The 18,964-nt window shown below is 60.5% G+C and carries 17 protein-coding genes; 16 read left to right on the forward strand and 1 reads right to left on the reverse strand.

Annotation, left to right across the window (positions count from 1 at the left end):
- The first annotated feature begins 69 nt into the window (after nt 1–69).
- The 12 genes from ccoN to H9I52_RS12675 all read left to right on the forward strand — a co-directional run bounded on the left by ccoN (nt 70) and on the right by H9I52_RS12675 (nt 12,591).
- Nucleotides 70–2,289: a cytochrome-c oxidase, cbb3-type subunit I gene (ccoN, locus tag H9I52_RS12620; RefSeq protein ID WP_187454172.1), complete on the forward strand. Its 2,220-nt coding sequence runs from the start codon at nt 70–72 to the stop codon at nt 2,287–2,289.
- Between the two features lie 63 nt (nt 2,290–2,352).
- A complete protein-coding gene (locus H9I52_RS12625; protein ID WP_139516224.1) occupies nt 2,353–2,553 on the forward strand; it encodes a hypothetical protein in 201 nt (66 codons plus the stop codon).
- Nucleotides 2,547–2,813, forward strand: coding sequence for a hypothetical protein (locus H9I52_RS12630; protein WP_187454173.1), 267 nt, complete (start codon nt 2,547–2,549; stop codon nt 2,811–2,813). The genes H9I52_RS12625 and H9I52_RS12630 overlap by 7 nt, the downstream gene beginning before the upstream one ends.
- Nucleotides 2,814–2,823: 10 nt before the next feature.
- Nucleotides 2,824–3,708, forward strand: coding sequence for a cbb3-type cytochrome c oxidase N-terminal domain-containing protein (locus H9I52_RS12635; RefSeq protein WP_139516222.1), 885 nt, complete (start codon nt 2,824–2,826; stop codon nt 3,706–3,708).
- A gap of 131 nt (nt 3,709–3,839) precedes the next feature.
- Nucleotides 3,840–5,246, forward strand: a complete 1,407-nt coding sequence (ccoG, locus tag H9I52_RS12640; protein WP_262386063.1) for a cytochrome c oxidase accessory protein CcoG — start codon at nt 3,840–3,842, stop codon at nt 5,244–5,246.
- 75 nt (nt 5,247–5,321) lie between these two features.
- Nucleotides 5,322–5,798, forward strand: a complete 477-nt coding sequence (locus H9I52_RS12645) for a FixH family protein (RefSeq protein WP_187454174.1) — start codon at nt 5,322–5,324, stop codon at nt 5,796–5,798.
- A 4-nt stretch (nt 5,799–5,802) separates the two neighbouring features.
- The gene (locus H9I52_RS12650) at nt 5,803–6,534 is read left to right on the forward strand and encodes a sulfite exporter TauE/SafE family protein (protein WP_187454175.1); all 732 of its coding nucleotides are present in this window, start codon (nt 5,803–5,805) and stop codon (nt 6,532–6,534) included.
- Between the two features lie 48 nt (nt 6,535–6,582).
- Entirely contained in the window at nt 6,583–7,500 is a 918-nt protein-coding gene (locus tag H9I52_RS12655) for a universal stress protein (protein WP_187454176.1), read from the forward strand.
- A 202-nt stretch (nt 7,501–7,702) separates the two neighbouring features.
- Nucleotides 7,703–9,241, forward strand: a complete 1,539-nt coding sequence (locus tag H9I52_RS12660) for an MBL fold metallo-hydrolase RNA specificity domain-containing protein (RefSeq protein WP_187454177.1) — start codon at nt 7,703–7,705, stop codon at nt 9,239–9,241.
- 9 nt (nt 9,242–9,250) lie between these two features.
- Nucleotides 9,251–9,982: a DUF1003 domain-containing protein gene (locus H9I52_RS12665; RefSeq protein ID WP_187454178.1), complete on the forward strand. Its 732-nt coding sequence runs from the start codon at nt 9,251–9,253 to the stop codon at nt 9,980–9,982.
- An 86-nt stretch (nt 9,983–10,068) separates the two neighbouring features.
- Nucleotides 10,069–11,544: a L,D-transpeptidase family protein gene (locus H9I52_RS12670; RefSeq protein ID WP_187454179.1), complete on the forward strand. Its 1,476-nt coding sequence runs from the start codon at nt 10,069–10,071 to the stop codon at nt 11,542–11,544.
- 183 nt (nt 11,545–11,727) lie between these two features.
- Nucleotides 11,728–12,591: a universal stress protein gene (locus tag H9I52_RS12675; RefSeq protein ID WP_139516215.1), complete on the forward strand. Its 864-nt coding sequence runs from the start codon at nt 11,728–11,730 to the stop codon at nt 12,589–12,591.
- Between the two features lie 140 nt (nt 12,592–12,731).
- On the opposite strand, the gene H9I52_RS12680 is transcribed toward H9I52_RS12675, so the two are convergent.
- Entirely contained in the window at nt 12,732–15,233 is a 2,502-nt protein-coding gene (locus H9I52_RS12680; RefSeq protein ID WP_187454180.1) for a cation-translocating P-type ATPase, read from the reverse strand.
- A gap of 367 nt (nt 15,234–15,600) precedes the next feature.
- On the opposite strand from H9I52_RS12680, the gene H9I52_RS12685 reads away from it, so the two are divergent.
- The 4 genes from H9I52_RS12685 to H9I52_RS12700 all read left to right on the forward strand — a co-directional run bounded on the left by H9I52_RS12685 (nt 15,601) and on the right by H9I52_RS12700 (nt 18,952).
- A complete protein-coding gene (locus H9I52_RS12685; protein WP_139516213.1) occupies nt 15,601–16,032 on the forward strand; it encodes a hypothetical protein in 432 nt (143 codons plus the stop codon).
- A gap of 322 nt (nt 16,033–16,354) precedes the next feature.
- The gene (locus H9I52_RS12690; protein ID WP_187454181.1) at nt 16,355–17,803 is read left to right on the forward strand and encodes a BON domain-containing protein; all 1,449 of its coding nucleotides are present in this window, start codon (nt 16,355–16,357) and stop codon (nt 17,801–17,803) included.
- 79 nt (nt 17,804–17,882) lie between these two features.
- Nucleotides 17,883–18,104, forward strand: a complete 222-nt coding sequence (locus H9I52_RS12695; RefSeq protein WP_139516211.1) for a hypothetical protein — start codon at nt 17,883–17,885, stop codon at nt 18,102–18,104.
- A gap of 20 nt (nt 18,105–18,124) precedes the next feature.
- On the forward strand, nt 18,125–18,952 hold the full coding sequence (locus tag H9I52_RS12700; protein ID WP_187454182.1) for a universal stress protein: 828 nt from the start codon (nt 18,125–18,127) through the stop codon (nt 18,950–18,952).
- Nucleotides 18,953–18,964 lie beyond the last annotated feature (12 nt).

Below are 18,964 nucleotides of genomic sequence, written 5' to 3' on the forward strand. Positions count from 1 at the left end.
ACTTTCGTCATCTTTTAGCTGCAGCCGCCGGAAGACCTTTGGAGAAGTTAATCATACACTCTCCACGCTATGCAAGTCGATCCACAACCGCCGGTAGTTGCGCCTCAGCCGCCCCAGGTCCTGAAGAACGCCGTGAAGGCGGTCGACACATTTTTCTACGACAACAAGATCGTCCGCAACTTCGGCATCGCCACCGTATTCTGGGGTATTGCCGGAATGCTAATCGGGGTGATCATTGCCTTCCAGCTGGCCCGCCCCGAAGTCAACATGGGCACGCCCTACACCACCTTCGGGCGCATCCGGCCGCTGCACACTAACGCCGTCATCTTTGCCTTCGTTGGAAACGGCATTTTCACGGGCGTCTACTACTCGTTGCAGCGCCTGTGCAAAACGCGGATGTACTCCGATTTGCTCAGCAAAATCCACTTCTGGGGCTGGCAATTGATCATTGTCTCAGCGGTGATTACCCTTCCGCTGGGCTTCACTACCAGCAAGGAATACGCCGAGCTGGAGTGGCCCATCGACATTGCCATCACGCTGATCTGGGTGGTGTTTGGCTGGAACATGTTTGGCACCATCGCCAAGCGCCGCGAGCGCCACTTATACGTGGGCATTTGGTTCTACATCGCCACCTTCCTGACCGTGGCCGTGCTGCACATCGTCAACTCGATGGAGGTGCCGGTGAGCTTCATGAAAAGCTACTCGCTGTATGCCGGCGTGCAGGACGCACTGGTGCAGTGGTGGTACGGCCACAACGCGGTGGCCTTCTTCCTGACTACGCCTTACCTGGGCCTGATGTACTACTTCCTGCCCAAAGCGGCTGGTCGGCCCGTGTACTCTTATCGCCTGAGTATCATTCACTTCTGGTCGCTGATCTTTATCTATATCTGGGCCGGGCCGCACCACTTACTTTACACTGCCCTGCCCGACTGGGCCCAGAGCCTGGGCGTAGCCTTCTCGGTGATGCTGATCGCGCCTAGCTGGGGCGGCATGATCAACGGCCTGCTCACATTGCGCGGCGCCTGGGATAAAGTGCGCGAAGAGCCCGTGCTGAAGTTTATGGTGGTGGCCGTGACGGCCTACGGCATGGCTACGTTCGAAGGGCCGATGCTGTCGCTGAAAAATGTGAACGCTATCGCTCACTTCACCGACTGGATTGTAGCCCACGTACACGTCGGCGCGCTCGGCTGGAACGGCTTCCTGACTTTCGCCATGCTCTACTGGCTGTGGCCCCGCCTCTACAAAACCGAGCTTTACTCTAAACGCTTGGCTAACACGCACTTCTGGCTGGGCACGCTGGGCATCCTGTTCTACGCCATCCCGATGTACTGGGCCGGTCTCACGCAGGGCCTGATGTGGAAGCAGTTCAACGGCGAGGGCATGTTGCAGTACCCCAACTTCCTTGAAACCGTTCTGCAAATCGTGCCGATGTATTACCTGCGCGGCATCGGCGGGGTGCTCTACCTCAGCGGCGTGTTCCTGATGATGTTCAACCTCATCAAAACCGCCCAATCCGGCTCGTTGCTCGCCAACGAAAAAGCGCAAGCCCCTGCCCTGCTGCCCGTTGCCCAAGATCCGCACGCCACCGGCGGCCACTGGCACCGTTGGATTGAGCGTCGCCCCGTGCAGCTCAGCATCGGCGCTACCATCGCCATTCTGATCGGCGGCGCTATCGAAATGATTCCGACGTTCCTGGTGAAGTCCAACGTGCCCACCATCGCCTCGGTGAAGCCTTATACTTCGCTGGAGCTCGAAGGCCGCGACATCTACATCAAGGAAGGCTGCTCGAACTGCCACACCCAGATGGTGCGCCCCTTCCGCTCCGAAACCGAGCGCTACGGCGAATACAGCAAAGCCGGTGAGTTTGTGTACGACCGGCCCTTCCTGTGGGGCTCCAAGCGCACTGGCCCGGATCTGCACCGCGTGGGCGGCAAGTATCCGCACTCCTGGCACTACAACCACATGATGGACCCCACCAGCATGTCGCCCGGCTCGATCATGCCGCCTTATCCGTGGCTGTTTGAAAACCAGATCGATTACTCCAACACCGGCGCTAAAATCCGGGTGTTGCAAAAGCTAGGCACGCCTTACCCTGTGGGCTACGATCAGCAAGCAGTGGCCGATGCGCAGCGCCAAGCCGAGGGAATTGCCAACGAGCTGAAGAAGGAAGAGATCGAGGTGAAATCCGACAAGGAAATCGTGGCCCTGATTGCCTACCTCCAGCGCCTCGGCACCGACATCAAGGTGAAGCCCGAACAAGCTACGACCGCTACCGCTGGCGCCCAGTAACCTCCGGTTGGCGGGCAGTGCCGGCCAACCAGAGCCACTTCCCAAGAAATACGCTACAACATCATGGACAAGAACGTCTTACAATCCATCGCCGGCGTCGAGATATATCCGCTGATTTCGCTGGCCATCTTCTTTCTCTTTTTCCTGGCGCTGCTTACCTACGTGGCAGTCGTTAACCGTCAGCATATCAGCACGATGAGCGAATTACCCCTGCTCAACGACGACGAGATGGAAGCCCACATCGAACAAGGAAACCTATGCTAACCTGGCGCACTTTTTTGCTGACAGCCACGGGCCTGCTGACCGGCTACGTGGCGGCGGCCCAAACGCCCGCCACCTCTGCTTCGGCAGCCAGCTCCACGCAGGGCATGCTGTTCTGGTTTGTGGTCGGCATCCTGGGGTTGGTGCTGTTGGTCGTGCTGCTGGCCAGTGCCATGATAACCGTGCAGCTGCGGCCCCACCTGGACCCTGAGCAGGACGCGGAGCCCACCATACTTCATCCGCAATCTACCACCGCCGAATAGGAAGAGCTTTATGGCAACAACATTAAAAAATCGCTCTTGGCGCCTATCCGCTGCTGCTTTGCTGCTGAGCTTTTCGGCACAGGCGCAAGCGCCGGAAGCGGCCGCCACACCCGCGGGCATGAGCGGCCAGGAGATGCTGTTCTGGGTTTTGGTAAGCCTGCTGGGAGTGCTTGTGCTGGCGTTGGTGCTCACCGGCATCCTGATTGTGGTGCAGCTACGGCCACAGCTACGCAAGGTGTACGAAATGCCCACCGTGCGTCCCTCCTGGAGCGGCAAGGTTCTCGGCCTGTTTGTGGGCGACCCCGTGCTGCTGCAAGGCCGGGTGCGCGACGAAATCATGAGCGGGCACGACTACGACGGCATCCACGAGTTCGACAACGACCTGCCGCCGTGGTGGAAAATGGGCTTTTACGGCACCATCGCGTTTGCCGCGGTTTATCTGTTTTACTTCCACGTAGCCGATGCCGGCCAACTGAGCCAAGCGGAGTACGAAACCGAGATGAAACAAGCGGCCCTGCTCGTTTCAGTAGGCTCCGACGACCCGAACAAGCTGACTGATTTTCAGCCCCTGACGGCTGCCGCCGACATTGGCGCCGGCAAATCCCTCTTCGCCACCAACTGCGCGCCCTGCCACGGAGCCGCGGCCGAAGGCAAAGTTGGCCCCAACCTCACCGACGAATACTGGCTGCACGGCGGCGAAGTAAACCACGTGTACAAGACGGTAAAATTCGGGGTGCAAGGCAAAGGCATGGTGGCCTGGAAAGGAAAGCTTTCCAGCAAGCAGATTTTGCAGGTTTCGTCCTACATCCTGACGCTGCAAGGCTCGAAACCGGCCAACGCCAAAGAGCCCCAGGGCGAAAAAGACCCAACGGCCACCAAAATCGCGATGCGCTAACCACAGTCCGATGCAGCCCGCGTCGGACTGGGCGTGCTTAATCATAAATTATTGATAATCAAGTATTTATACAATAAAGCAAAACGATAGCTAGCAGCCGATGGCAAGGCAGAGAGCACAGCACCAATGCGATGACAATGATTACCCAAAACGACGAAACCTTCCGCGATTCCATTTCCACCGTTGACGCGGCGGGCAAGCGCGTGTGGTTGTTTCCGAAGAAGCCCCAGGGCCCGCTATACAACTACCGCAAGTGGGTGAGCTACGGGCTGCTGACGCTGCTGTTTGCGGGTCCGTGGCTGCGCATCAACGACTTGCCTGTGCTGATGCTCAACATCCCGGCCCGGAAGTTTATCATCTTCGGCCAAATCTTCTGGCCCCAGGACTTCTTCATTCTGCTGCTGGCCTCGCTCACGTTTATTGTGTTCGTGATCCTGTTCACGGTGGTGTACGGGCGCGTTTTCTGCGGTTGGGTTTGCCCCCAGACCATCTTCATGGAGATGGTCTTTCGCCGGATCGAGTACTTTTTTGAAGGCGACTCGGCCCAGCAAAAAGCCCTCGCCAAAGCCGACTGGGACTGGAACAAAACGTGGCGCAAAACCGGCAAGCACACGGTGTTCTTGGTCATCTCGTTTCTGATTGCCAACACGTTTCTGGCCTATATCATTGGCAGCGATGCCTTGGTGAAGCTCGTCACCGATTCGCCCGACCAGCACCTCGGCGGACTGGCCAGCCTGGTGCTGTTTACGGGAGTTTTTTATGCCGTTTTTGCTCGTTTTCGCGAGCAGGTGTGCACCATTGCCTGCCCCTATGGCCGCTTGCAAGGCGTGATGCTCGACAAGGAAAGCATTGTGGTGGCCTACGACTACAACCGGGGCGAGCCGCGCGAGAAGCTGCGCAAAAACCAGGAGCGCAAAGCCGGCGACTGCATCGACTGCAAACAGTGCGTGCAGGTGTGCCCCACGGGCATCGACATCCGCAACGGCGCCCAGCAGATGGAATGCATCAATTGCACAGCCTGCATCGACGCCTGCAACAACATCATGGACCTGATCAACAAGCCCCACGGCCTGATCCGCTACGACTCGGAAAGCCACATCGCGGCCAACACGAAGTTTCACGTAACGGGCCGCATCAAGGCGTATTCGGGCGTGCTGGTGGTCTTGGCGGGCATTCTGGTGGCGCTGCTGGCCACGCGTTCCAACGTGGAGGCGACGGTGCTGCGCACGCCGGGGCAGCTGTTTCAGAAAACCGACCACGGCACCATCACCAACCTCTACAACATCTCGGTCATCAACAAGACCAACCACCCCTACCCAATCACCCTCAAGCTGCTCGAACCCGCCGGGGGGACCATTGCCCTCGTGGGCACCGACGGGCTGACGCTGCCGGCCCAGGGCATCACGGAAGGCGTGTTTTTCGCGGAGCTGCCGGCCAAAGCGCTGCACTTGACCAGTAACAAGATCCGCATCGGCGTCTACAGCCAGGGCAAGTTGATTACGGAGGAGAAAACAAAGTTTCTGGCGCCGGCTCGCTAAGCACGTTTGGCCGCGAACCCCCCATTACTGGAAGGCGAGCAAAGCGGGGAAGCCAGAAAGCAAAATCATAACATCATGACTAACAATACGATACAAAAACCTACGCGCACGCTCTGGCCTTACGCCATCATTGCCGTGTTCGTGCTGTTTGGCGGCTACATCGGCTTTCTGGTGCGGCAGACGATGAAAACCAGCGTCGACCTGATCAGCACCGATTATTACCAGCAGGAGCTAGCCTACCAAAAGCGCATGGAATCGGTGGCCCGCACGGCCACCCTGCCCGCCCCCGTAACGGTGCTCCACGACGCTGCTGCCCGCAAGCTCACCTTGCAGTTGCCCGCCTCGCTGGCTGGGCAGCCCTTGGCCGGTACGGTACACTTCTTCCGCCCTTCGGATCTGAAGCTGGACTTCACCTTGCCGTTGCAAGCCAACGCCGAGCTGCAACAGCAGTTCAGCACGGCCAAAATGCAGCCGGGCTACTGGCGTGTACGCCTCGATTTCACGGCGGGCGAGCAGGCATACTTTGTCGAAAAACCTTTAGTAATCAAGTAGTTTCATGATCTGGGCGGGCTTTCTGTTTGGCGTACTGGGCAGCTTTCACTGCGTGGGCATGTGCGGCGCCATTGCCCTGGCCTTGCCCGGGCGCGTGGACGCGGCCACGCCGGGCCTGCGCTACGTGGGCGGCCGGTTGCTTTATAACCTGGGCCGCGTCACGACTTACAGCGCCCTGGGCGCCGGCGCCGGATTGGTCGGCCAAACCCTGCGCCTAGCCGGAGTGCAGCAAAGCCTGTCTATTGGCTCGGGCTTGCTGATTTTGCTGCTGGTGGTAGTGCCCGAACGCTACACCGGACGCCTAGCCGCCGCGCTCGGCTTCGACCGCCTGCTGGTCCGCATCAAGACCGCGTTGGCGTACTTCTTTCAGCAGCCCTCTTTGCGCGCTTTGTACATCACGGGGCTTCTCAACGGCCTGTTGCCCTGCGGGTTGGTGTACCTCGCCTTGGCCGGCTCACTGAGCGTGCCGGGCGTGGGCGGCTCGGCCGCCTACATGGCATGCTTTGGCCTGGGCACCTTGCCGCTGATGTTTGGGCTATCGCTCACGGGCCGGCTGGTGCCGCTGGTGTGGCGCGTGCGCATGCGGCAAGCGGTGCCGTACGTTGCCTCCCTGATGGCCGTGCTGTTCATCCTGCGTGGGCTGGGGCTGGGTATTCCTTACCTGAGCCCACAGCTCAGCACCGCATCCACGCAAATTCTTGCTAAACAGCCGCTTACCATACACTACTGTCAGTAGCCGCCTACTCATTTTCTGCTTCTCTCCGCCTTTCCTCCAGCCCCAATCATGAAAACCATCCTCGTACCCATCGACCTCACCGCTTCGGCCGAAGCCACGCTGGCCTATGCCAACAAGCTGGCCGTACGCTGGCCGGCCGAAATTGTGCTGCTGTATTGCCACTTCGGCGCCACGCTAACCGAGGCCGAAGCCTTGGCACAGGAGCATCGGCTGCGTAGCCTGGCCGAACGCCTTCGCTACCAGCAGCTTACTCGCCAAGATGGGCGCCGGATTCTGTACCGCTACCGCGTGCTGGCCGGTTGCCTGCACGACCACATCCGCGATGAAGCGGCTCAATGTGCGGCCGACTTGGTAGTAATGGGCCTGGAGCACATCGACTGCGGCCGGGTAGAAACGCCGGGCAACCACGCGGCGTCCATCACGGAGCTAGTGACGTGCCCGGTGCTGGTGGTGCCGCCCGGCCGGCGATCACTGCCTACGCGCATGGTTTTTTCGGCTGATTTCAACACGCTCGACCTCAACGCGTTACCGCGGCTTTCGGCCCTGCAAGCAGCCTTTCCGGCCCAACTGGATTTGGTGCAGTTTTACGCCCCCGCCGAGCGGGGACTGCGGCTAGTTCTGAAAAAAGCGGCCGAAAAAGCCGCGTCGCAGCTTACCTGGCCCGTGAGCAGCACGCAACTGCTGGAAGACGACGAGCCCTTGGAAGGCATCAGTGAGTTTTGTGCCCGCACCCAAGCGCAACTGCTCATCATTGCGCCGGCCAGCAAAGACCAATTGCTGCGCTATTTTGACGTGTGCTACACCAAAACGCGCGCCTACCATACCCAGATTCCGGTGCTCGTGCTGCGCCAGACCCCGCGCCAGGCCAACGTCACCTGCTGCGAGCGCTGCGCCGAGCGCATGGGCCTTTCCACCGATGCGCATTTCGAGCCCCAGCCCGCTAATCTGGCCCCGGCGCATTCGTAGCCGAGGATTGGCGCCTAAAGCAGAAAGCAGCGTTTTCTCGGCATAAAGCGACAGTTCCGGAAAGAAGTAATATCCTCTTTGCCAATGACATATATCATGTTACGGGCTGGGAATATGCTCTATACTTGTCCTTTCCGGCCTATGTAGCTCGCGCCGGGCATCCGCACTTTGGTCGACGACCCACGCTTTTCTGCCTTTCGCCATGAATCGAATTGTTCGCCTTCCCTCTGTACCATTTCCTTTCGTCTGGCTGCCTAAATCCTCTGCCCAATCCACAACGCGTCCGGCCGCGGCCACCGCACAGCCGATCGCGGTAGAATGGGCAACCGCCGAGCCGCTTCCCCTCGACGTAAGCCTGACCTTTTTGGGGGCGGCACACTGCGTAACGGGCTCAAAATATGTTCTGACGCTGGACCGTGGCCGCAACCGGCAACAGCTACTTGTTGATTGTGGGCTGTTTCAGGGCCTGCAAGAACTGCGACAGCGCAACCACGAACCGCTCCCGCTGGTCGCGGCCGACCTGGAGGCGGTAGTGCTCACCCACGCCCACATCGACCACAGCGGCTACTTGCCCAAGCTGGTAAAAGACGGTTTTCAGGGCCCTATTTTCTGCACCGATGCCACGGCCGACCTGCTCAGGATTTTGCTACTCGACTCGGCCAAGCTGCAAGAGGAAGAAGCGGCTTTTGCCAACGCGGAAGGCTATTCGAAGCACCATCCTGCGGAGCCCCTCTATACCGTAGCCGATGCCGAGCAAGTGCTCGCGCTGCTGGAATCTGCGCCCTATAATCAGACCTTGCAAGTAACTGACCAAGTGCAGGTTATCTTCCGGGATGCCGGCCATATTCTGGGGTCTGCCATTGTGGAGATGACCTTACAGGGCGCCCGGCAAAGCAAAAAGCTCGTGTTTTCCGGCGACCTGGGACGCTACAACAACCCCGTGCTGTTTGACCCAACGCCCGTGAAAGAGGCTGATGTGCTGCTGGTAGAATCTACGTACGGCGACCGCAATACGCGCATTGAAGACCCGGAAGCGGAGCTGGCCCGACTTATCAACGAGGCCGTGGAGCGGGGCGGCGTACTGCTCATTGCGGCCTTTGCAGTGGGGCGCACCCAAACCTTGCTCTACTACCTCAAAAAGCTACGCCAGGAAGGCCGCGTGCCTCAGATACCGGTGTACGTAGACAGCCCGATGGGCATTCGGGTAACTTCGCTGTTTCGTCAGCACCCCACGGCACACCGCTTGGGGCTGAATAACCCGTTCGATTTTTCGGGCTTGCATTTCGTCAGCGACCAGCAGCAGTCCAAAGCGCTGAACCGGCTAACGGGTCCGGCCATCATCATTTCGGCCAGCGGCATGTGCACGGGCGGCCGCATCGTGCATCACCTCCACAACCGCCTCCCCCGCCCCCAGGATACGCTGTTGCTGGTCGGCTACCAGGCCGAAGGCACCCGCGGCCGCAGCCTCCAAGACGGCGAAAAGCAAATCAAGATGTTCGGTGAGTGGGTACCGGTGCGCTGTCACGTAACGGAGCTCGACGGCTTTTCGGCCCACGCCGACCGCTCCGAGCTTCTGCGCTGGCTGCGCGGTTTTTCCCAGGCGCCCAAGCGCACGTTTGTAGTGCACGGCGAGCCGCTGGCAGCCGAAAGCCTGGCTCAGGCCCTGCGCCACGACCGGGGCTGGTCGTCGGTGATCGTGCCGGAGTACCTGGAGTCGGATGTGCTGTTCACGGGTATTTAAGCGCCGTCTATGCCCGCCCAACCCATCCCTGCCACGTTTATCAGTGCTTGCTCAGGCCGCGAATTTCCGGTGAGCGAACAAGTCGATGGCCACACGCTGCGCCCGACCCTACTCACCCTGATCCAGCAGGACCACCCCGATTTTACCCGTGATAACTACTTGGCAATAAGCGAGTTAAACACCTATCGCCGCCAGTACATTCAAAACTATCTGCTGCGGGAGGTCGGGGAGCTTTCGGACCTGGAGCAAACCGTGCTCGACCACATCGAGGGCCACAGCACCCTCACCGATAAGCTCGAAGAAGAGGTTGAACCCCTGACCCTGGGCCAACGCTTGGCCGACCGCATTGCCGCGTTTGGGGGTAGCTGGACGTTTATCCTGAGCTTTTTCGGTGTCCTGCTACTTTGGATCGTGCTGAATGCCTGGTGGTTACGCAACGGCGGCTTCGACCCCTATCCGTTTATTCTGCTGAACTTGCTGCTTTCCTGCCTCGCGGCTATGCAGGCCCCGGTCATTATGATGAGCCAGAACCGGCAGGAAGACAAGGATCGCCAACGGGCCAAAAAAGACTACATGATCAACCTGAAGTCGGAACTTGAAATCCGGATGCTGCACGAGAAGCTCGATCACCTGATTCTGCACCAGCAGCAGGATCTGCTTGAGATTCAGCGCATTCAGGTGGAAATGATGAACGATATCCTGGCGCGTCTGGAGACTTCGTCTACGCCCGCTAAGGTCTGACGCTCGGCCATGCGCAGTTCTGTTTTCAGCACTCGCTTTTTCGAACAACCCTACCCGAATCCCTATTATTTCTTCCAGCCGCCCGCGTGCTACACCGAATTGTCCTGCTGGTAACCAGCACCCTGCTTAGCTTACTGCAATGCACTGAGCAGCAACACCCAGCCCTGACTACCCCAGCCCACCCGACCGCCTTGGCGACTACCCCAACGGAAGCGACTGTCAGCCAACTGATTAGGGCGATGCTGGACACCTCCGCCCTCAGCCGCACCGCTCCCGGTGCCCGTCCGGCCTTGCAAGCTGGCTCCTACGTGCACACGTTTTACGGCGCCGAACCGGCTCCCGCCTGGACGGCGGGCACCGACAGCATCACGACCGAGGCAACTGCCGCGCTGACGCTGCTGGCCCAGGCCAAATCCTATGGGTTGCAGCCCGAAAACTATGCGATTCTGCACCTGTCGTCCTTGCGCGACTCCCTGCGCTTTGCGGCTTCGGCGGGTCGCAACGCCCGGCAGGCCCGCTTCGACGTGGCTTTGAGCGACGCCGTGTTGCGCTTCATGCTGGATCTGCACCGGGGCCGGCTGCGGATCTACACCCCGTCGCCGCTGGAAAAAGCCACGAAGCGCGTGTTCCAGCCCGCCGATACGTTGCGGGAAGCCCTGGCCGCCCGGCGCGTGGTAGCGGCGGTGTTGGCCTGTCAGCCCCCCACCCACGAGTACCAACGCCTGCAAAAGGCACTGGCGCAGTGGCTACGCGAGCCGGTAGCACCCGACTCAGCTTACCAGCAACAGTCTCATTATGAACAAGCTGCACTTAACCTGGAACGCTGGCGCTGGGAAGCTTTTGCGGCCCCAGACTATGTGCTGATCAACCTGCCGGCCTACGAGCTGTATGTGGTAAGCGGCGACAGTGTGCTGCGTCGGCACCGCATCATCATTGGCAAGCCCCAGACGCCCTCGCCCACGCTCAGCAGTGCCATCAGCTACTTCACCCTGGCGCCCGACTGGCACGTACCGCGCTCCATTGCTACCAAGGAAATTCTGCCGCGCCTGCAAGCCGATGCGGGCTACTTGGCCCGCAACAACTACGCCCTCTACGACACGCGCGGCCGGCCTCTGGACCCTTACCAGATCAACTGGCGGCAAGTCACCCCGGCCAGCTTTGCCTACACCATCCGCCAATCGGCGGGCTGCGACAACGCCTTGGGTAACATTGTGTTTCGGTTTGCTAATCCCTACTCGGTGTATCTGCACGACACTCCCGTGCGACAGTTATTTGCGCAGCCCGTCCGCGCCCTCAGCCACGGGTGCATTCGGGTGGAGCAGCCCATGCAGTTGGCGGCTTACCTGCTGCAGCGCGAGGGCCGCGCCGTGAACTTGCCCAGCGAAGCCGAATGCGCGCTCCAGCCCCGCCCCCAAGACGTGCGCCTGCGGCAGCCCATGCCGCTGCACATTCGGTATTTCACCTGCGCGGCGGAAGGCGGAAAACTCCGATTTTACAACGACGTCTACCGCCTCGATGCCGGACTGCGTCAGGCCCTTTTTGCCGCCGCGCCTAAGCTGTAGCCGGGCTTTCGGAGCCCGTAGGCAAACCCATGTAATTTCATGATTAACAAAAGGTTATTACATGACATCAATCATTGCTGTGAAAGAAGGGCTGTGGTATTTTTGAACTGTAGCCAACCGAAAAAGCCCCTCTGACCTTTCGGGGCGATGCGCTTTGCCGATTTTACTTAACGCCTTTCAACTATGACCCAGAATCTGGCCCAGACCATGCCCTCGGCCGTGCCCGCCGAAGACAAGCCCGTCCTCTCTTTGATAGTGCTGACCAACTTTATGCCGGCAGCGCACCGGGCCATTCGCTACGCGGCCGAGCTGGCCACCCCCATCGGGGCGCAAGTGGTGCTCCTGCACGTGCGCGAGGTTTCGGAACTCGAAGGCGAACTGCTGCCGCATGACCCCGAACGTGAGGGCGAGCTGCGCATGGCCGTTCAGACGCTGGCCGACGAACTCTACAAGCCCGCCAGCATCGAGCTGGTGCCGGATTTGCAGTTCTCCACGGCGGCGGCCCTTGCCAAGCGCTACGCTCCGGCCCTGTTTGTGCTGGGTCGCACCGAGGAATCTGCTGAGGAAGGCTTGGTGAACACGGCCGTGCTGGAAGTGCTGCGCACCGGGCAGTTTCCGTTGTTGCTGGTGCCGGAAACGTACCACGGTGCCGCTACACCGAAGCAGGTGCTGGTAGCCGCCGACGGCGAGCCGTTTACGCTGGACAAGCCCAAGGCCGCTTTGCAGCTGCTCAAGGAAATCGAGCCGCGGATGACGGTCGTAACCGTGTCGATGGTGGAAGACGACGAAGTCTGCGCGGCCGCGCTGCACCAAGTGAAGGTCAATGGCCTCGCCGATGCGGCCAGCCACACCACGCTGGAAGTGGTAAAACACGCGTTTCCGGTGCACGGCATCCTCAAAGCCGTAACCCAAACGGGAGCCGAAATGGTCGTGCTGCTGGCTCGCCGGCGCAGCTTTCTGGGCGCGATGTTTCACCGCAGCGTAACCAACCGGCTGCTGAGCACTTGCCCCGTACCGATGCTCGTGCTGCCCACCACCGACTCCTGAGCAAACCGGCGCGGCTTTAACCTAATAGCCTGCGGGCCCATGAACCGATACCAGTTCATGGGCCCGCAGGCTATTTATTTGATAATCAATCTATTGCAAATCAACACTTTACAACCTAAAGCACTCTTAAGAATCAATTCTCATTTCTTAAAGGCTTTGTACACTTCAAACCAACCTGTGCTCGCGGCAGCCACAGCCGCGCACACCGCCAGCTGACGCCACGTAAGCGACTGCAAATCAAATAGATGCTGCAGGGCGGGCACCAACAGGCACAGGGCTAGCAGCACCAGCGTGAAACCCACCACAGCAGGCAGCAACGGATTGGTGTAACGCCACGTCGTGCGCAGCGTGAGGGTGCGGGACCGGCTGACGAGCGTCAGTAGGGCGTTGGCCAGTACCAGAGTGGTGAAAACCAACGTGCGGACAAGCACTTCGCTATAGCCCTGATTTTGTGCGTAATAGCCCAAACCAATAACGCCTACAGCCACCACAAGACCCTGCACCAAGCTTCCGCTCAGTTCTTGCAAAGACAGAAACGTAGCGTTGACGGGGCGCGGCGGCTCTTGCAGCGTGCCGGGTTCCATGGGCTCGTTTTCAAACACAATGGAGCAGGTTGGGCCCATCAATAATTCCAGAAAAATAACGTGCACCGGCCCGAGCAGCACCGGAAACCGCCACGAAAGCACCGACGGCACCAGCACCGCCAAAATCAGCGGGATGTGGATGGCGATGATGTATTGCACGGCTTTGGTGAGGTTGTGGTAGATCTTGCGGCCAAACCCAATGGCCGTCACCATGCCCGTCAGCTCGTCGTCGAGGAGCACCAAGGCCGCGGCCTGACGGGCTAGTTCGGTGCCGCGGCGGCCCATGGCCACGCCGATGTGAGCGGCTTTCAGGGCCGGCGCGTCGTTGACGCCGTCGCCGGTCATGGCGACTACCTCCCCGTTGGTCTTCAGGGCCTCGATCACGCGCAGCTTGGCTTCGGGAAACATGCGGGCAAACAGGTTGACTTCGCCCACGCGGCGCCGGAGCGTAGGCTCGTCCAGATCCATGACGTCGGTGCCGGTGAGCACGGGCTCGGGACGGTGCAGGCCCACCTGTCGGGCAATGGCAGCGGCCGTAACGGCGTTGTCGCCGGTGATCATCTTCACCGCAACGCCCGCCTCGTAAAACTGCCGCAACACTGCCGCCGAGCTGGCTTTGGGCGGATCGCTGAACCCAACCAAGCCCACAAACTGCCAAGCAAAGCCTTCTTGAGTAGATGGATAACTATTTGCTTTACAAGTGCTTACACAAACACCCAATACCCGCAAGCCGGCCACGGCCATGGCCTGGAGCGCAGCCAAAGCGGCAGCCTGTTCTGGCGCCGCAAGCTGACATCGGGCGATAATCCCTTCTGGAGCGCCTTTGGCGGCCACAATCCGGTGGCCAGCGACGTCGGCAAAAACGTGCGTCATCATGGGCGGCTGACCGCCGAGCGGGTATTCGTGCACGAGCTGGTACACGAGCCGGGCGTCGGGAGTAGCGGTGGCGGCGTAGGCTTGGTGCAGGGCCTGCTCCATCGGGTCGAAGGGCTGGGGCTCGCTGGCCCACATGGCGGCGGCCAGCAGCTCCGCCTGGGCAGGTGTTAGAGGCGCTGAGCTTGCTTCGAAAACCTGTGCGCCCTCCGCACCAGGGCAATACAACTGGCTCAGTGTCATGCGATTCTGCGTGATGGTCCCGGTTTTATCTACCCCAATGACGGTGGCTGAGCCCAGCGTTTCTACAGTTTGCGGCTGCTTGGTCAGAATGCCCTGGCGCATGAGACGCCACGCGCCCAGGGCCATAAACGCCGAAAGCGCCACCGGAATCTCTTCGGGCAGCACGGCCATGGCCAGCGTCAGGCCGTGGAGCAGGCCGTGCACCAAGCTGCCCGATTCCCACCAATTGTAGCCCCACACTACCACAAAAGCCCCGGCTCCCACCAGGGCCATCCGGCGCACGAAGCCAGAAATCTGCCGCTGCAAGGGCGTGGCGGGCGCTTCTACTTCCTGAATAAGTCCCCCAATGCGGCCCAGGCGGGTGCGGTCGCCGACGGCCGTGACGCGGGCAACCGCTTCGCCGCGGGTTACGGCCGAGCCTGCAAACACTTGCTGCTTGCCGTCGGCTGTTTTGGCCACCGGCATCGACTCGCCCGTCAGAAACGACTCGTCGGTCAGCAGATCGTGGGCTTGCACCAACACACCGTCGGCGGCTACTTGTTCGCCTTCGGCCACCACCAGTATGTCGTTTACCACGATTTCGGAGGCCGCTACCTCCGCCCATTCACCGGCCCGGCGCACGCGGGCGCGGGGCTGCGTGAGAGCCTGCAACGCCTGCAACGCCCGGTCGCTGCGCGCCTCTTGGTACAGCGAAATGCCCGCCACCAAGGCCGTGGCGCCCAGCAGCACGTAGGCTTCGGCCCGGCTGCCGATGAGCAGGTACAGCCCTGCCGTGAGCACGAGCAGCACAAACATGGGCTCCGCGACGACGTGGCGCAGGCTGGTCAGGAGGCCGTTGCGGCTGGGCTGGGCTAGCGTGTTGGAGCCGAACTTTTGCCGCTGTTGTAGTACTTCCGCCGAAGCCAGGCCGGCGGGCAGCGTATCGGGAAGTCGCTGTGCCATGAGAAACAAGTGAATGTGAACGCCAAAAGCGCGATCAGCACCTGCCTAGGGCTGATTTTTTAGGCGGCTGCAACTGCCGAATGCAGTTGAATGTCGGGCCACGGAAGCTCATCAAACATGATCAAAATCAAGCACTTCCGTGATTATAGTCATTGCGATCGGCATCGTTTGGCTGTATCTTTATAGTGTAGCCGCTTACAGTATGCGGGCGGTGTTCTTTCATCTAAACGGTCCACTGCCATGATTGCTCCCACCTTTTGGTTTTCGCTGTTGCTGCTGACGCTGGCAAGCTTTGGTTGGCACCTTTATCAGTCGGCCCGCGACAATTCTGCTGCGGGGTAAAGCCCACTCTGTTAGGCCCATTCCCATGAACACTCGCTTCCTTCCCGACCTGGTTACCCCGGCGCAGCGCCGGCGGTTTGTGCACCTGTTTGCCGCGCGCGTGGCCGCCGATCGGCTGCTGGGGCCTGCATTTGCCGGGGAGCTTTCCGTCGTGGGCCATCGCGTATCGCGCGCCGAATGTGCATGGTGGGAACAAGCGCTAGCCGGCAAATGCTACACAGGACGCCTGACTCCGGAGGCCCACCAGTTGCCCCTCACCGGGCAGCATTTTGCCCAGTGGTGCCACCTGCTGGACGCCACGCTACACCAACACTTTCACGGGCCGCAGGCAACTGAGGCTCGCGGACTGCTGCGCAACTTTGCCACCATGCTGGCGCATTGGCAGTTCGCTCGCCAAAGCCGCCAGCTGGGGTCGCACACGATTCGCCGCGTCACCGAAACGCTGCAGGCTGCTTAGAACCAATCGCTTGGTGCTCCGATAGTTAGGAGCGCGAATTTGTTTTTTGATTTTGGGCGGCGCCCAAATCCTCGCGCGCCGCTTTCTCGACGGTGCCCGTGAGCACGAACTACGTGCCGGGCGTGCGGACGAAGGGCCAACAAGCGCCTTCGCTAGTCAATCGATTGATGTACTGATCGTTATTAAAGAAAATCGAGTTACCGGCGCACCTGATCTATGTCAGGTTTTGGTCTGGCAATCGTCATTTTCGCCGTTTGGCTGCTGCGCTACCTTGCAATTGTCAATTGCTTGATATCCTTTCCGTTACACGCAAGCCTTAGCCATGAACCCCTCGTCTGCCACCCTCGCGCCCGAAGAGCGCCTCGCCGACGCCGACATCACAGCGGCCATCGAACTGCTTTTTCGGATGAAAAAAGGCGTTAGCGCGCATTTCATCCACGTGGCCACCGATCGCGGCCTTGTTAAGCTGACCGGCTCGACCACCAGTCTGCTCTCGCGCGAACGGGCCGAGGAGATTGCCAAAGCCGTGCGCGGCGTGCGCGGCGTAATCAACGAGCTGCTGGTGCGCACGCCCGTCGTGCCCGATGCCGACTTACTGAGCAACGTCGAGAAAGCGCTGGCCCAAGATCCCGCCACAGCCGACTACAACGTACGCTGCTTCGTCCACGACGGCACCGTGCTGACAGAAGGCACCGTGCAATCGTGGGCCGAACAGCAGCTCGTGCTGCAAGTGCTAAAAAGCGTGCACGGCGTGCGCCAGATAGAGAATCGCCTTCACATCCGGGGCGGCGAACTTACCAATTCCGACGACGAAATCACGGCCCAAATCCGGGCGTTGCTGGAGTGGGATATTCGGGTAAAAAGCACCCTGGTTACCGTCCGGACCGATCACGGAGTGGTGCACGTAGCGGGCACGGTGGGCACCGCCGCTGAGCGCGACCATGTACTGGCAGTGGCCTACATGGCCGGCGCCACCCGTGTAGAGGCTCGCGACTTATTCGTGGCCTACTGGGCACTGGATAAGGAATTGCGCAATCAGAAATTCGCCTCCAAAGCCGACGAGGACATCGCCCAGGCCATCCGCGACATGTTTGGCTACGACCCGCGGGTGCGGGCCTTCGAGCCCGGCGCCCACGTGAGCGTGCACGATGGCGTGGCAACGCTGAGCGGCGTAGTCAGCAGCCTAGCTGCCAAACGCGCCGCCGGCGAGGATGCCGCCAATGTAGTGGGCGTGTTCGACGTGCGTAACCTGCTGCAAGTGCGCGCCTACTACCCGTCGCCCGACGCGGCCATTCAGCGCAACATCAAAGCCGCGCTGGCCCGCGATGCTTTTGTGGGCCACTACGGTTTTACGGTGAACGTCAGCAACGGCAAGGCGCAGCTCTACGGCACCGTGCATTCGCACTCCGATCAGGAGCGGGCCGAAGACGTGGCGGCGGGCGTCAACGGCGTCATTGAAGTAGACAATCACTTGCAGGTATTTGCTGCTGAGCATTTTACACCCGCGGTAGCCGCCATCGGGGAAGGCGACGTGCCGATTCACCTGGAAAACATCGAGCCCGACCACGTGCTGGAAAAGCGCCTGCGCAACCACTACTATTGGTCGGCGCGCCTGCACGACCAGGACATCAACCTGCTGATTCGGGACGGGCGCGTGACCCTCACCGGCACCGTCGATTCCTTGATCGACCGCAAAACCGCTGCGACCGAAGCCTATGCCTGCGGCGCCCGCGACGTGAACAACCACCTGCACCTGCGCGGTGCGGCCTGAGTTTTCGGGCTAGTCTGGCTAAGCCAACGTTTGGCCTACGACACACTGTTATGTATATAAACCTAACTATCAAATAGTTATGCACCATCGCCTTCCGAAGAAGTATCAACGATTCCCGACCTCTGTTCCCGACAGTGAGGTTTCGGAGCAACACCGGGGCCACCGAAGTCGCTCGCGTACGCATGCCAACCCCAGTTATCATATGCCGCCAGAATACCGCCCACTCAGCGACACGCTGACGGAAGCGGAAGGGCTGGCCCGCAACCGTTTCGTTACCGGCCGCTACGCCGGCTCTTTCTAAATCTTTATTCCTACCGCGCCATGACGACTCCCGCCATTGTTGTGCTGACCGATTTTTTTGCCGTGTCTAACCGGGCCTTGTCGTATGCGGCAGGACTAGCCGTGCCGCTTCAGTCGCATCTGGTGCTGCTGCACGTGCGCCACGACGGTTTGCTTTCACCCGAGGAATACGCTGACCGCCACGCGGAGCGCAACGCCCGGCAAACCCAGCAGGCCCTCTACGCGCTGGCTGAAGGCCAACCTGTGCCCACGCAGGTCGAGATTTCCGAGGCTTTTCTGCCCGATGCCGTGGCCGAAGCAGTGCGTCACCACCAGCCCCAGTTGCTTGTGCTGGGCCGCCCCGGCACGGCCACTACGCCCGTGGAGGTAGTGACCAGCGCCGCCCTCGACGTGCTGCGCCATGTGCCTTTCCCGCTGCTGATTGTGCCTACCGTGGGCTGGGACACGTTTCCGCCCCGCCGCCTAGCGCTAGCCGTCGACGGCGACTCGTTCTCCCTGTATGATAACCAACACATTGTGAGCGACTTACTGCAAGCCTTACAGGGCACGCTGGACGTCATTCACGTAGTCGATCAGCACGATCCGGGGGCCGAAGCCTACCACCGGGCCATGCACACGGCCCAGCAAAGCGGGGTGGCCACCGCGCTGACGCCCGAACACGTGCGGATAGTCTACCACCCCAAACCAGCCGAAGGCATTTTGCAAGGTGCCGCCGAAGTGAAGGCCGACTTGCTGGTCGTGGTTGCCCGTCGCCACAGCCTGCTTAGCAGCTTGTTTCACCGCAGCGTTACGGCCCAGCTCATCAGCGAAAGCCCCGTTCCGGTGCTGCTTTTGCCCGCACTGGACTGAGTGAGGCCGCGT

The organism is Hymenobacter sp. BT491 (assembly GCF_014349165.1).
GTDB lineage: Bacteria > Bacteroidota > Bacteroidia > Cytophagales > Hymenobacteraceae > Hymenobacter > Hymenobacter jejuensis.